This is a genomic window from Methanobrevibacter sp., from assembly GCF_045114555.1.
Taxonomy (GTDB): Archaea; Methanobacteriota; Methanobacteria; order Methanobacteriales; family Methanobacteriaceae; genus Methanobrevibacter.
Genome location: NZ_JBGUKT010000003.1, coordinates 1 through 15051, shown reverse-complemented (window position 1 = coordinate 15051; position 15051 = coordinate 1). Strand labels below are relative to the sequence as shown.

The window sequence follows — 15051 nt, the reverse complement described above, 5'->3', positions numbered from 1 at the left end:
TTAATGTGGATTGAGAGAGGATAATATGCCTGTTGATGAGGATATTAAAAAAGTGCTTATAATTGGTTCTGGGCCTATTCAGATTGGTCAGGCTGCTGAGTTTGACTACTCTGGTTCTCAAGCTTGTAAATCACTTAGAGAAGAGGGATTGGAAACTGTTCTTGTAAACAGTAATCCTGCTACCATTCAAACTGATATGGATATGGCAGATACTGTTTATACTGAACCGTTGACTCCAGAACTTGTTGCTCAGATTATTGAAAAAGAGAATATTGATGCTATTTTGCCTACTATGGGTGGCCAAACTGGTTTAAACATTGCAACAGAACTTGGAAAACTTGGTCTTTTGGAAGGAATTAAGGTTATTGGTTCTGATGTTCAAACAATTGCAGATGTGGAAGACAGAGACTTGTTTGCAAACTTTATGGATAGATTGGATGAACCTATTCCTAAATGTCATGCTGTGGAATCTGTTGAAGAGGCTTTAGAGGCTGTTGAGGAAATCGGTTATCCTGTAATTGTACGTCCTGCATTTACCTTAGGAGGTACTGGTGGGGGAGTAGCTCATAACAAGGAAGAGCTTATCGAAGTTACCACTCATGGTCTTGACATGAGTTACATTAACCAAGTTCTAATCGATGAATCCGTTCTCGGATGGAAAGAAATCGAATTTGAGGTAATGAGAGATAAAAACGATACCTGTATCATTGTATGTAACATGGAAAATGTGGATCCTATGGGTATACATACAGGAGACAGTATTGTAGTTGCACCTATTCAAAACCTTAATGATGAAGTATGTCAAAGATTAAGGGATGCTTCCATCAAGATCATTAGGAACTTGGGAATCAATGGTGGATGTAACATCCAATTTGCTTTAAACCCTGAAACCAATGAATATAAGATTATTGAGGTAAACCCTCGTGTAAGTAGAAGTAGTGCACTTGCATCTAAGGCAACAGGTTATCCTATTGCGAAAATCTCTTCAAAAGTAGCGCTTGGACTAACTTTAGATGAAATCAGAAATGACATCACTAAAGAAACTCCTGCTTCATTTGAACCGTCCATCGATTATATCGTAGTGAAAATCCCAAGATGGCCATTTGACAAATTCAAAGGAATTGACAGAAAAATCGGAGTTCAAATGAAAGCTACTGGGGAAGTAATGGCTATTGGTAGAACCTATGAGGAAGCTATTCAAAAAGCTATTCGTTCCTTAGACATTGGCTTGCATGGATTTGAATATTTAGAATACACTGAAGATAATTTAGCAAATCCTACTGATGAAAGATTATTCCACATGTACTCTGCTATAAAAGATGGAAGAAGTGTAGAAGAACTTGCAGAAATTTCTAAAATGGATGCATTCTTCTTATACAAAATTGAAAACATAGTGGAGTTTGAAAATAAAGTTACAAAAGAAGCACTTGAAGATGAAAAATTCCTGATTAAAGCTAAAAAATTAGGATTCTCTAACTTCACTCTTGCAAAACTCGCAGGAATTAAAGAAGAAGATGTAAAGGCACTTCTTGATAAGTTTGACATCAAGCCTTCCTATAAGATGGTAGATACCTGTGCAGCAGAGTTTGAAGCAAAAACTCCATATTATTACAGTAGTTATGACAAAGGTAATGAGCTCATTAAAACAGATAACAAGAAAATCTTGATTATCGGTGCAGGTCCAATTAGAATAGGACAAGGTATTGAGTTCGATTACTGTTGTGTACACTCCTCTCTCGCATTAAAAGACCAAGGAATTGAAACTATCCTTGTAAACAACAACCCTGAAACTGTAAGTACCGATTATGACATTTCAGATGAATTGTTCTTTGAACCATTAACCTTTGAAGACATTATGGGAATAATTGAACAAGTTGAACCTGAAGGTGTAATCGTTCAATTTGGAGGTCAAACTTCAATTAACTTATCCGTTCCTCTCGCAAAAGCTGGAGTTAAAATCTTAGGTACTCCATATGAAAGCATTGATAGGGTAGAAGATAGGGAAAGATTCACTGAAGTGCTCAACGATTTAAATATTCGCCAAGCTCCTTATGGTTTGGCTAATTCCTTTGATGAAGCAAAAGAAGCGGCTGAAAGAATTGGATTCCCAGTTCTTGTTCGTCCATCATATGTTATCGGTGGAAGAGCAATGGAAATCGTTTACTGTGTAGAAGAACTTGAAGAGTATATGAAGGAAGCGGTAAAGGTTTCCCCAGAGCACCCTATTCTTGTAGATAAATTCTTGGAAGATGCTGTTGAACTTGATGTTGACCTCTTATGTGATGGAGAAGATGTATTCATTGCAGGTATTATGGAACACATCGAAGAAGCAGGTGTTCACTCTGGAGACTCTGCATGTGTAATACCTCCTCAAACAATTCCAGAACATTTGCTTGAAGTCATTAGGGATAATACAAGAAAATTGGCTTTAGAATTAGATGTTATTGGTTTAATGAACATTCAATATGCAGTTAAATTAGATGAAGAGAAAGTTTACATCATTGAAGCAAACCCAAGAGCAAGTAGAACTGTTCCATTTGTAAGTAAGGCTATTGGTGTTCCTCTTGCGAAAGTTGCAACCTCCTTGATGATGGGTGCAAAACTCAAAGACCTTAATTTAACTAAAGAGATTAAGATCAATCACGTAGCTGTTAAGGAATCTGTTTTCCCATTCTTGAAATTAACAGAATCTGACAGTATTTTAGGTCCTGAAATGAAATCCACTGGTGAAAGTATTGGTATAGACGAGAACTTCGGTCTTGCTTTCTATAAATCACAGCTTTCAGCAGGTATGGACTTGCCTAAGGAAGGAAATCTTTTGATTAGTGTAAGGGAACAGGACCAAAAGAAAATCCAACCAATAGCTGAAAAAGCTCATGCTTTAGGATTCAATATATTTGCTACAAAAGGTACAGCTAATGCCATATTTGATGTTCCTATTACAAGAATTAAGAAAGTTTCCCAAGGAACCCCTAACATCAAGGAAGCTATTTTAGACGGTAAGATTGATATGATCATAAACACCCCTCATGGTGAACAGGCTTCCAAAGATGGTTATACCATTAGACGTTTAGCTATTGAACTTGGAATTCCTTATGTGACAACTTTAGCAGGAGCAAGAGCAGCATTAAATGCAATTGAAGCTGTTAAAGAGAATGAATTAAAAGTTAAATCATTAAATGATCATATAGCAAATATTTAGATTTTTTAGAAGTTTATTAATGGAGATTTTCTCCATTTTCTTTCTTATTTATTTTATGTGGTGTTAAAATGCCTTTTAAAATTGACAGTGCAATAATGAAATTAGATTCAGAAACCGGTAAATACGATTTAGTGGATCCGGATGGAAAGTTCAATAAAAAAGATGCTTTAATGGTAGTTGAAAGTGATGACTTCATCACTATGCAGTTAGTTATCAACGCAATTATCAGAAACGATTTTAAAGCATGGAAAGAAGTTAAGTGGGGCGATTCTGACAGTCTTAAGGCTATTCTTGTTAAATTAGGATATGGCAGAGACGAAATCGTTGAATTGCTTAAAGAATTTTAATTTTTTATTAATAGAATATTTTATTTTTCTATTAAACTATTTTTACTTATTTTGTCCTTTTTAGTTATATTTTTTCTTATTTTTATTTTATTAGGCTATTTTTATCTTATTTTCATATTATTAATTTTTTTAAATTAATCAAGAAAAAACAATTAAAGGATAAAGATATGCAAATAAAAAACAAATAATAAAAAAAATCTGAAAATAGCAAAATTAAAAAAGTAAAGTTTTAAAAAAAGAGAAAATAAGAAGATTTATAATTCAGATAAATCTTCTTCGCTTAAGATGTTTGCATTTGCTGCTTCAAGTGCTTTTAAACCATCTTCATAGTTTTCGATTTTAACGACAACAATAGCTTCATCAGTTTTAGAGCTGACGAATGCATAAAGGTATTCAACATTAATGCTTTCCTTTTCAAGGATTTCAAGCATGGTGTTAAGACCGTTAGGTTCGTCTTTAACTCCTACAACAATTACATCAGTTTCTTTCACTGTGAATTTTTCTTCTTTCAAAGCTTTGATTGCAGCTTCATTGTCTGAAACAATTAATCTTAAGATTCCATATTTTGAGCTGTCTGCAATGGAAAGTGCTCTGATATTAATTCCTGCTTGGGACATTGCATTAACAGCTTTTTTTAATTTTCCTTCTTTGTTTTCAAGAAATACGGAAAGTTGTTTTACACTCATGTTATCACTTTCTTAATAATTATTATATTTATATTAAACTTCATTAAATGTATTAATAATTCATTAAAGTTCATTTAATCAAAGTTCCTCTCGTCAATCACCCTAATAGCTTTTCCTTCACTTCTTGGCAAGGATTCAGGTTCTACTAAAGTTACATCTACGCTAATTCCAATAGCGCTTTGGATTTTCTTAGCAATTCTTCTTTCAAATTCTTCAATCTTCTTCATTTCATCAGAGAACACTTCAGGGGAAGTTTCAACTTTCACTTCAATTTCGTCAAGTGTTTTTGGTCTTGATACATGAATTTGATAGTTTGCGGTTAATCCTTCAATTTGCAAGATAGCTGCTTCGATTTGAGATGGGTAAACCATTACTCCCTTGATTTTTAACATGTCGTCGCTTCTACCAGTGATTCTGTCCATTCTAACAGTGGTTCTTCCACAAGGGCATTTATCTCTTCTAAGTGCAGTAATGTCTTTTGTTCTGAATCTGATAACCGGCATTCCTTCTCTTGTAAGGTTGGTTAAGACCAATTCCCCTTTTTGCCCATCTTCAAGGGTTTCTCCAGTTTCGGAGTCGATGATTTCTGGATAGAAATGATCTTCTTGTATATGTAATCCTGTTTGGTATTCACATTCTGTAGATACTCCCGGACCCATCAATTCAGTTAATCCGTAAATGTTATGTGCAGTAATTCCAAGTTTTTCCTCTAAGCTATGTCTCATTTCCTCAGTCCACATTTCAGCTCCGAAAATTCCTGCATGCAAGCTGATTTTATCTGCAGTGAATCCTTCTTTTTCAAGGGATTCTGCTAAATACATTGCATAAGAAGGAGTGCATGTTAAAATGTCACTTTGGAAATCTTCCATAATCTTTAGTTGTCTTGCAGTGTTTCCTGCAGACATTGGTATGACTGTTGCACCCATTGCCTTTGCACCGTGGTCGATTCCAAATCCTCCAGTGAATAATCCGTATCCGTATGAATTTTGGATTTTTGAGTTTTTGTCTCCTCCAGCCATAGCAATAGCTCTTGCAGTACATTCTCCCCAAATGTCAATGTCCTTTTGTGTGTATCCAGATACGACAGGGGTTCCAGTGGTTCCTGAGGTACTGTGGATTTCTATGATCTCATCATCTGGCACAGCAAATAAGCCGAATGGGTAAGCTTCCCTTAAATCTGCTTTGGTGGTAAATGGTATTTTGCTAATGTCATCAAGAGTTTTCAAGTCGTTCGGATGGAATCCCGCTTCATCAAACTTTTTCTTGTAGAAGGGCACATTTTCATAAACTCTCTTTACTTGTTGTTGGAATAGGGCAAGTTGCATTTCTTCTTTCTCTTCCCTTTCCATACATTCTGCGTTTTCATTCCAAATCATATAATTTCTCCAATGATTCAATATGTCTTTTGAGTAATTATTTAGTTAATATTATAAATTTAAGAATTATTATAAAAGTTTTTATAAATTTAAAATTATTTTAATAATAAGCACTGTTTAAAAATTTATAATTTAATATAATTTAATAACATTATTAATTTTATTTCTAATCATTAATATATTTACTAGTTCAAAAATTCTTTTAAATGTCTTAAATGTATATTTTTTGTTCATTTATGCATAAATTAGTTTTTATTTTTAAAATAATTGTATTTTATTAATTCATTAACCTATTTAAGACTTAATTGAGTTCTTTATGGTGCTTTTAAGAATTCCTAAAAAAATTTATATATAATATTCATTAAAAATTAATGTGTAAATTATTATTAAATTATTATTTTTAATATTAATCTTTATTTAGAGGTTTTTGAATGAATTACTTTTTATTAGGAATAGTTTTTATCGTTTATTTTCTTATGGTAGGGTATGTAGGATACCTTGCTTGGAAAAGAACTAATTCCTCCGAAGACTTCATGGTTGCAGGTAGAGAAACCCACCCATATATCATGGCATTAAGTTATGGGGCTACTTTCATTTCAACTGCAGCTATAGTAGGTTTCGGAGGGGTTGCAGGTAAATACGGTATGGGTATACTATGGCTTGTATTCTTGAATATTTTTGTAGGTATTTTCATTGCATTCGTATTCTTCGGTAAAAGAACTCGTAGAATGGGTAAAAATCTTGGATCCCTTACATTCCCAGAGTTTTTAGGCCGTAGATTCAATAGTAAATTCATACAGTACTTTAGTGGAATTTTAATCTTCTGTGCTATGCCGATTTATGCAGCGGTAGTTCTTATTGGTGCAGCAAGATTTATGGAAAGTTCTTTGATGCTTGACTTTAATTTAGCGCTTTTAGTGCTTGCGGTTGTTATCTGTGCATATGTATTGTTCGGTGGTTTAAAAGGTGTTATGTATACAGATGCATTGCAAGGAACAATCATGTTTGTCGGTATGATAATTCTACTTGTATTCATTTACTGGGTATTAGGTGGTGTTACTGAAGCAAATACCGCATTAACCAACATGGCTCACCTTTATCCTCCTGATGCTATCGCAGAAGGGGGTACCGGTTGGACAAGTTTCCCAACACTTGGAAGTCCATTCTGGTGGTCTCTTGTAACTACAACCATTATGGGTGTAGGTATCGGTGCATTGGCTCAACCACAGCTTGCAGTAAGATTCATGACTGTAAAATCCAATAAGGAATTACACAGATCACTTTTAATCGGTGCTATATTCATTGCTGTAATGGCTGGTACCGCTTATATTGTTGGTTCCTTATCTAATGTATACTTCTATCAGAATTTTGGACAGATTTCAATTGATTATGTTGGCGGAAACATGGATTCAATCATTCCAACATTTATTTCAACAGCACTTCCTGAATGGTTTGTATACATTTTCCTATTGTCATTGCTTGCAGCAGCTATGTCCACTTTAAGTTCACAGTATCACACCCAAGGAACTGCATTAGGTCATGATATTGTAGATGCAATTAGAAACAGAGGCGGTTCTGATGAGTACAGTGAAGATGAACTCAATGCAAACAAAGTTGTTGAAGAAAGTAAAATTGGATTTATTTCAGTTAGCCAAGCAGGTATTTTAATAGCAGTTATTCTTTCATTGGTAATTGGTTTGGTCTTGCCAGGCAGTATTGTAGCACTTGGTACCTCATTGTTCATGGGATTATGTGCAGCAGCATTCTTGCCGGTTTATTGTGCAGCTTTATTCTGGAAACGTACTACTAAACAAGGTGCAATTGCAGGACTTTTATCAGGTACATTAACAAGTTTATTCTTGCTTGTATTCGTATTTAAGAAAACTGCAACAGGTCTCGGTATTTGTAAATTCATATTTGGTGTAGACATGTTAATCAATACATTGCCATGGTATTCAATTGATGTAATGATTTTCGCTATACCTGTTTCTGCAATATTTACAATTGTAGTAAGTTTGCTTACACAACCAATTGATGAAAAAGTCCTTGATAAATCCTTTGAGGGGATTTCTAAAGAATAGGTGATATTATGATGGTTTTAGGAATAGAAGATCCTTGGATTTGGGGAGCTTATGTCTTAATAATTTTAATTACATTGATTTGTATTGTGTATGGCGCATTAAAATGGAATAGTGAGGATTAATTTAATCCTTATTTTTCTTTTTTTATTTTTTCTATTTTTTTTATTTTATTCTTTTCATAATTTTTTTATTTTTTCTATCTTTTTTATTTTATTCTTTTCATAATTTTTTTATTTTTTCTATCTTTTTTCATTGTTCTTATTGTTATTTTTTCATTGTTTTTATTTAATTTTCAAAATATTTATTAATTGATTAATATAAAAAGAATATTGTTTACTAATAAGAAATTTTTCAATATAATAATTATAAAACTTATTTTCGGAGAGAGTTTTTATGAGAATAGTTAAGGAATTAGTCGGTAAAGAGGTTTTAGGCAATGACATAATTAGTATGGGAAAAGTTGTGGATGTTGATGTTGACCTTGATGATAATGCCATAGAATCCATTATTGTATCTAAAGGAGGAATTCAAGAATCTTTAAACATCAGTAAAAGTGAATTGGTGATTCCTTTTGATATGATTAATAAAATTGGAGACAAGATTATTTTGAAAGATGTTTTTGATGAAGACCTTGCTCAAATGGAAGAGGATATTGAAGAATTGAAAAGTCAATTATAAATCATTTTTACATAGTTGTGATTTCTATGGTTACTAAAGAGTATTTGATTGAAATATTAAAGGAAAATAAAGTGTTTGAAGAAGGGGATTTCACTCTTGCTTCAGGTAAAAAAAGCAATTATTATGTTAACATGAAACGAGCCATTACCGAGCCTGAGATTTTATCTACAATAGCTAAATTGATCAATGAAAAGATTGATGATGACATAGATAAGATTGCAGGTCCTGCATTAGGTGCTGTTCCTATAGCAACTGCTGTTTCTCTTGAATCAGGAAAACCTCTCTTAATGATTAGAAAAGAGAAAAAAGGTTACGGAACTTCCAAATTGATTGAAGGAAATTTGATTGAGGGGGATAATGTAATTCTTGTTGAAGATGTTACTACCACTGGCGGATCTTTATTAAAAGCAATAAATGCAATACTTGATAATGGAGGAGTAGTTAAAAAAGCATTTGTTGTTGTGGACAGGGAAGAAGGTGCAATGGAGACCTTTGCAAATGAAGGAATCACACTTGAACCATTAATTTCCGTAAGCGAATTTTTTGAATAATTGATTTTAAATAATGATTGTTTTTTCATATTTATTTTTTTAAATTTTTCTATTTTTATTTCATATTTTTTTTAATCATTTTCATTTCTTTCTTATCTTTTTTATCATCTCATCTTTCTTTAAATTTTCATATGTTAATTTAATTAAGTATATATTCTAAAATTGATAGAGATATAATTGAAATTATTATAACTTATTCTGGTGTCAATATGAAAATAATTAATTTAATGATTGTTACATTGATAGTTCTAATCGTAGCCATTGGTTCTGTTTGTGCAGGAACTGATGATGGTCTTCTTTCTGATGGCGATGATTTCGATGAAGATAGTGAAGACGATTTTGACCTTGATGATGGCGATGACAATGATGATTTAGACGATGAAGATAATGATGATGAGGAGGATTCTGATGATGATTTGGATGATGATTTGGATGATGATTCGGATGAAGATTTGGATGAGGAAGATGAATCATTTGAAGAAGAATTCGATGGGGAATTTGATGGAGAATTTACAGCATTATCTGCAGGATTCGATATTTCAAGTGCAAAGGGCATGAATGGTGAAATGGCATCAAATTCTGCTGGAGGTTCTCAAAATAGCTCGGATTTAAGCCCTAAAGCTGGAAATCCTATTGGTGTATTATTATTGTCTTTATTGTTTTTAATAGTGATTCCATTAAGAAATAGATAATCTATTTCTTTTGGAAGCTAATTTTTTACTTATTTTAAAAAAAATATTTAGACTTATTTTCAACTTTTTTTTAAAAAAATTATTAAATATTTAAATCTTATTTTGTGGCATGCTTTTTCAAGTGGCCTAATTCATCTATGATGATTCCAAGTCCTGTCTTAACTGCATTTGGAGAGCCAGGCATTGCAAATATCATGGTTTTTCTATAGATTCCTGCAGTTGCTCTTGACAATAATGATCCCGCTCCTAATTCCTCATATGAAATAGCTCGGAATATTTCTCCGAATCCCTTGATTTCCTTTTCAAAGAGAGGTTCTATTGTTTCAATTGTGATGTCCCTTGATTCAAGTCCTGTTCCACCAGTTGTAATGATAACTTCTATTCCATTATCAATCATTTCCTCAATAGTGTTTCTTAAGGTGTCCATTTCATCAGGAATAATTGCGTAAGCGTCAACGTCATATTTTTTACCCAATTCCTCTTTTAAGTATTTTCCAGACAAGTCCTTATCTTCCCCTTCCTTGTCATTGGAAAATCTGTCGCTGAGAGTGATAACACCACATGATACCTTTATTGGTGCTTTCTTTTTATGCAATTCCATAGTTTCGCTTTTCATAAGATTACTTCCATTTGATTATTTTTAAGAAAATTCCTTAGTTTTTTTTAAATTGATATATTTCATATTAATTTTTATTAATTTCATATAAAATATTTTTTATAATTCATTAAATTATTTTATATTCTTATTTTTATTTCATATTTTTATATTCCTATATGATTATTACTTAAAATAATATCATTAAGTTTATTTATTGCAAATATAAATATATTTATCATGAATGATTTATATTATGTCTTGGATGCATCTGCATTTATCAACGGCTTTGAACCAAAAAGCCAATTTAACTTCACTGTTTCTTTGATAACAGATGAAGTCAAGGACTTGAAATCCAAGATATTGTTAGATCAAGCTATTGAAGAAGGAAAAATAATAATTAAAGAGCCAAAAGAAGAGTTTATTAAAGAATTGAATGATACAATCTCCAAATCTGGAGATGATTTGCGTTTATCCGAAGCGGATAAAAAGCTTTTGGCTTTAGCTTTAGACTTAAAATGTGAAAATGAAAACATTAAGGTTTTAACTGATGACTATTCAATGCAGAATGTTTTAAGGATACTTGAAATTCCATATGGCAGCATTATAACCGAAGGAATTAAGGGAGTCTATAATTGGGTTAAAACATGTGAAGGATGCAAGAAGGAGTTCGATGCAGATTATCCTTTTGATGATTGCGAAATATGTGGGTCTAAAGTTTTTAAAAGAAGAATAAAAACCTATTAAAAGTTGAATCTTTGTTTTTTCAAATTAATTATTAAATTGTAATAACTAAAAAAATTCACAAAAAACTATTTAAAACTTATTTGGTGTGAATATGGAAATTGGTGTAGTTGTACATGGTCCTGGAATTGTTGATTCAGGCTGGGCTGAGAAAATCATTGACATTTTATCTAATTTTGGTAATGTCCGTTGTCGTTTAGGAGGCACAATGGGCAGAACTGCAGTAATAGATGCTGGATTAGAGGATAAAATTGACATATCCTTAAAATTGTTGCCTAGCCAATCATTGGAGCTATTCAATAGGAACCATACTGATGTTATTTTCCTATTGAATTATGGAAAATCCCCTGAAACTGGACGTGTCTTTGGTTATAAGGTATTTACTCATTATTTCAAACAGATTTCAAATGAGGATTTCTTGGCTACCAACCATAAGCCATTGTATGAATCTAGCATTCCTGTCATTCAAATAGAAAGGCCTGGAGAAGAAGATGGTGCAATTATCAGCTGGAATGTGGTTTTAAATCAACAGTTGGAGAAAAGCAGAAAAAGTAAAAGAGCACGTTTAGGATTAGGCGATAAGAATATGCTAGAATCCCTTTCATTTAACTTTGAAGAATTGTTTGATGGCCTTAAGGCAGCTTTGGATTTAATAGAAGTCACACCAGAAGAAGTTGTTAATGAGTATTTTTCAAATAATCAAGAGAGTGAAGATGATAAATCCATTGAAAAATTATTGCAATCTTATGATGATTATGAAACCAGCCATTATACTTACCGTAAGATTCATGGGGTAAGTCCAGATGAAAATATCTTTATAAATGGAATTGTTGTTGGATATTCCAATGCAGATTCCATAGTTTTGGTTGCTCGTGATGGTCTGATTGTAGACATAATCAATGGAACCATCAAATATCATGGTCTTGAAAAATTAGGTCCTGTTGATTTGGAAAGGGTGATTGTCAAGACAGGATTGCTTAGAAAATCTGATGACATCAATCCTCGCATATTGGCTCATGATGAAATACATTTAAATGACACTGAGAGAAATCTCTATTCCGGTGAAATTTCTGAGGATGAGTATTCCTTTAAAGTGGCTTATGTAGACCATGCAGCTTATGACATTTATAAATTCAAGGACTTTGACTTGGTTGTCACAATAGGTGATGACACTTCCTTGGTTGCTTCTGACATATTGTACAGATTCAATATTCCAATCATTGGAATCACTGATGGAGATTTGGATAAGGTTGTTGAAAATGGCTTTGTCAACGAAAAATCAACATTCATTGAAGTCTCTTCAGGATTTGATGATATTGTCGGACAGTATATCCATGAGGAAATATTCTATTCAAAGGACACTTTAGAGGTTCCATTTGATGAAGAGGCTCATTCTGTAGATGAATTTAAGAATGCTATTCTTAATGTATTCCAATATCATGTATTGGAGAAAGTAAAGGATATCGTTCCAAGCTACACTCAGAAGGATTGTAATTATGATGTGATTGATTCATATCATGAAGTTGTTGATGAGAATCCTGAATTGGTTGAAGACTTGGATGAGTTTATAGATGGATTCGAATATGAATCTTTTGAAGATGGAGAAGAGGTTTATTTGGATGAAGATTATGATTCTCCAGTTGAAGAGGCATATTTAGATGAAGATTTTAAGGAAATTTCCGATGCTCAACTTGAAGAGATTATAGTTGAACATGGATCTGGTGAATACGAAGAAGTTTATCTTGATGAGGATGATTATCCGGATGATGTTTATCCAGATGAAGAGATTTATATGGACGAGGAAGTCTATTTAGATGAAGAGGAGTCCATTTATTATGATGAAGTTCCTATTGAAGGATCTATTGATGAACCTCAAGTTGAAGAAATCTATGTTGAGCATGATTCTGATGAGTCTTTAGTTGAGGAGATTTATGTAGAACATGATGTTGAACCTCAAGTGGAAGAGATTTATGTTGAGCATGATGCTGAAGAAGTTATTTATGAAGATGTTCCAGTTGAAGAGGTTTATTTGGATGAAAATTCAAATGATGTTTCTTCTGAAGAGTCTGTTGATGAGGGCGAAGATGAGTCTGATGGATGGGCAGAATATATTGAAGAGGAATTTGGAGATTCTGTTGAAAATTCACATGAATCAGACAATTCGAATGAATAGAATTGGTTATTTTATTATTTTTATAGTAATAATGAATTTTAAATTATTGTATTATTGATTATTTTAAATTATTTTAAATTATATAAAATATTTTTTATTATTAAGGTGTAATGATGGATTTTGATGAACTTGTAAAATCACTTCAGGAATTTGTAGGAGTAAGCAGAAAGAATTCCATTGAAAAGGTTACAAAAACCTTAGGTGAAGTCTATAATATCTCTGGGGAAGTGCTTCTTGATTTTGGAGATGATGCTTCAGCTATTGACATTGGAAACAATCAAGTTATCCTGCTTGCTGCTGATGGGATTTGGGGTCAGTTAATGAGTGTAAATCCTTATTGGGCAGGTTATTGTTCAGTGCTTGTAAATGTTAATGATATTGCAGCTATGGGTGGAAAGCCAATAGCTATGGTAAATACAATGTCTATTTTTGATGATGAGATTTATGATGATCTTCTTCAAGGAATTGTAGATGGATGCAAGAAATTCAATGTTCCTATGGTTGGAGGACACCTTCATCCTGATTCTGAATTCAATTCATTGGATGTGGCTATTGCAGGTATTGCAAAGAAGGATTCATTAATCACATCCGCAGGTGCAAGAGCTGGCGATAAGGTCCTTGTAGCTATTGATACCGATGGCAGACAGCATCCTCAATTTGCTCTAAATTGGGATACCACTTATGAAAAGGATGACAAGTTGGTTCAAGATCAAATAAAGGTCATGCAGGAAATTGCAGAAGCACATCTTCCTACAGCTGGAAAGGATATCAGTAATCCTGGAACATTAGGCACTTTAGAGATGCTTCTTGAGGCATCTGGTGTTGGTGCTTGCGTAAACCTTGATTTGATTCCAAGAAATCCTGATGTCTCTTGGGAAGATTGGTTAAGGGCTTATCCTGGAGCAGCATTTGTATTGACTGCAAAAGAGGAAAACTGTCAAAAGATCATTGACACTTTAACTCCATATTCATTTGAAGTTGCTGTTGTTGGTGATGTAATAGAAGAGAAAGTCCTTTATTTGGAATATGAGGATGAAAAAGCAGTTTTATTCTCTCAAGAAAAAAATCCTGTATTGAAAATGAATGGATAAATAATTTTATTAATTATAATTTTTCAATATTTTTTTCATTTTCATTTTCATTTTTCTATTTTTCTTAATTTTTCAATATTTTTTTAAATTCTTTTTAATTTTCATTTTTTAACTTTTTTATTATTTTGATTATCAGTACTTAATTTTACTTATAACTCATTATTTATTCTTTATTTTCTTTTTATTCGATTTATTGTCCTTTAAAATTTTTAATTTTTCAAATTTTTTTCTTTGTTTCAATTATTTGAAACTAATTTTTACTATAATTTCTATTTTTATTGAAAATTTTTATCATATTGTTTTATAATTTTTATTAAAAATTATTCATTTTCTAATTTAATAAAACTTAAACATTATTTATTATTTTTTGCTTTTATTAGTCATAACTTGTATTTTTGACTCTATTTTTAATATTTTTTTGATTAAATGACACTATTTTATATAATATGATTTTCTTAAATAATTATGTAGATTAGATTTTTTTATTTATCTAATTTATAATATATTATAAATTAAAAATATTTGGTGTAAATATGAATAAAAAAATAGGAATTATATTAGGAGCTGCATTATTAGTCTTCTTATTAATCGGTGCTTCCAGCGCAGGTTTCTTAGATTTCTTAGGTGGCGATGAAGCAGCTACTGATAACGATGACAGCACTTTAGTTGTTGGTTTCGACGCAGAATTCCCTCCATACGGTTACAAAGATGACAATGGGGAATATGTTGGATTTGACTTAGACTTAGCTCAAGAAGTTTGTGACAGAAATAACTGGACTTTAGTAAAACAACCAATAGACTGGGATGCTAAAGACAGTGAATTAGACTCTGGTTC

General features: G+C 32.3%; 14 protein-coding genes. 11 read left to right on the top strand and 3 right to left on the bottom strand.

The features are described 5' to 3' along the window. Positions 1 to 25 precede the first annotated feature (25 nt). Together carB and ACJMLB_RS00445 are read left to right on the top strand one after the other, a co-directional pair. Positions 26 to 3202: a carbamoyl-phosphate synthase large subunit gene (gene carB, locus ACJMLB_RS00450; protein ID WP_405322771.1), complete on the top strand. Its 3177-nt coding sequence runs from the start codon at positions 26 to 28 to the stop codon at positions 3200 to 3202. Positions 3203 to 3270: 68 nt separating this feature from the next. After that, a complete protein-coding gene (locus ACJMLB_RS00445) occupies positions 3271 to 3549 on the top strand; it encodes a hypothetical protein (RefSeq protein WP_405322769.1) in 279 nt (92 codons plus the stop codon). Positions 3550 to 3803: 254 nt separating this feature from the next. Here the strand turns inward: ACJMLB_RS00445 and ACJMLB_RS00440 are convergent, their stop codons facing one another. Both ACJMLB_RS00440 and ACJMLB_RS00435 read right to left on the bottom strand, forming a co-directional pair. Next, complete coding sequence (locus ACJMLB_RS00440; RefSeq protein WP_405322768.1) at positions 3804 to 4235, bottom strand: acetolactate synthase; 432 nt, start codon at positions 4233 to 4235, stop codon at positions 3804 to 3806. 74 nt (positions 4236 to 4309) lie between these two features. Further along, positions 4310 to 5611 (bottom strand): phenylacetate--CoA ligase family protein, encoded by a 1302-nt coding sequence (locus ACJMLB_RS00435; RefSeq protein WP_405322766.1) that lies wholly within the window; start codon positions 5609 to 5611, stop codon positions 4310 to 4312. Positions 5612 to 6042: 431 nt separating this feature from the next. On the opposite strand from ACJMLB_RS00435, the gene ACJMLB_RS00430 reads away from it, so the two are divergent. The 5 genes from ACJMLB_RS00430 (at position 6043) to ACJMLB_RS00410 (ending at position 9613) form a co-directional block, all read left to right on the top strand. Further along, positions 6043 to 7692 carry a sodium:solute symporter gene (locus ACJMLB_RS00430; RefSeq protein ID WP_405322764.1) on the top strand — a complete coding sequence of 550 codons (1650 nt, stop codon included), beginning with the start codon at positions 6043 to 6045 and terminating at the stop codon, positions 7690 to 7692. Between the two features lie 8 nt (positions 7693 to 7700). Continuing rightward, positions 7701 to 7814: a symporter small accessory protein gene (locus tag ACJMLB_RS00425; RefSeq protein ID WP_366940066.1), complete on the top strand. Its 114-nt coding sequence runs from the start codon at positions 7701 to 7703 to the stop codon at positions 7812 to 7814. 271 nt (positions 7815 to 8085) lie between these two features. After that, positions 8086 to 8370 carry a PRC-barrel domain-containing protein gene (locus ACJMLB_RS00420; protein ID WP_405322761.1) on the top strand — a complete coding sequence of 95 codons (285 nt, stop codon included), beginning with the start codon at positions 8086 to 8088 and terminating at the stop codon, positions 8368 to 8370. A 26-nt stretch (positions 8371 to 8396) separates the two neighbouring features. Then, the gene (pyrE, locus tag ACJMLB_RS00415) at positions 8397 to 8921 is read left to right on the top strand and encodes an orotate phosphoribosyltransferase (RefSeq protein WP_405322758.1); all 525 of its coding nucleotides are present in this window, start codon (positions 8397 to 8399) and stop codon (positions 8919 to 8921) included. A 209-nt stretch (positions 8922 to 9130) separates the two neighbouring features. Further along, positions 9131 to 9613, top strand: a complete 483-nt coding sequence (locus tag ACJMLB_RS00410) for a hypothetical protein (protein ID WP_405322756.1) — start codon at positions 9131 to 9133, stop codon at positions 9611 to 9613. Between the two features lie 97 nt (positions 9614 to 9710). Here the strand turns inward: ACJMLB_RS00410 and ACJMLB_RS00405 are convergent, their stop codons facing one another. Beyond that, complete coding sequence (locus ACJMLB_RS00405) at positions 9711 to 10229, bottom strand: molybdenum cofactor biosynthesis protein B (RefSeq protein WP_405322754.1); 519 nt, start codon at positions 10227 to 10229, stop codon at positions 9711 to 9713. Positions 10230 to 10448: 219 nt separating this feature from the next. On the opposite strand from ACJMLB_RS00405, the gene ACJMLB_RS00400 reads away from it, so the two are divergent. The 4 genes from ACJMLB_RS00400 to ACJMLB_RS00385 form a co-directional block, all read left to right on the top strand. Beyond that, on the top strand, positions 10449 to 10955 hold the full coding sequence (locus ACJMLB_RS00400; protein ID WP_405322752.1) for a ribonuclease VapC: 507 nt from the start codon (positions 10449 to 10451) through the stop codon (positions 10953 to 10955). Positions 10956 to 11046: 91 nt separating this feature from the next. Beyond that, on the top strand, positions 11047 to 13125 hold the full coding sequence (locus ACJMLB_RS00395; RefSeq protein ID WP_405322750.1) for a DUF2117 domain-containing protein: 2079 nt from the start codon (positions 11047 to 11049) through the stop codon (positions 13123 to 13125). Positions 13126 to 13238: 113 nt separating this feature from the next. After that, the gene (locus ACJMLB_RS00390) at positions 13239 to 14216 is read left to right on the top strand and encodes a methanogenesis marker 2 protein (RefSeq protein ID WP_405322748.1); all 978 of its coding nucleotides are present in this window, start codon (positions 13239 to 13241) and stop codon (positions 14214 to 14216) included. A gap of 533 nt (positions 14217 to 14749) precedes the next feature. Further along, positions 14750 to 15051: transporter substrate-binding domain-containing protein (locus tag ACJMLB_RS00385; protein ID WP_405322745.1), on the top strand; the 302-nt coding region annotated here is incomplete at its 3' end.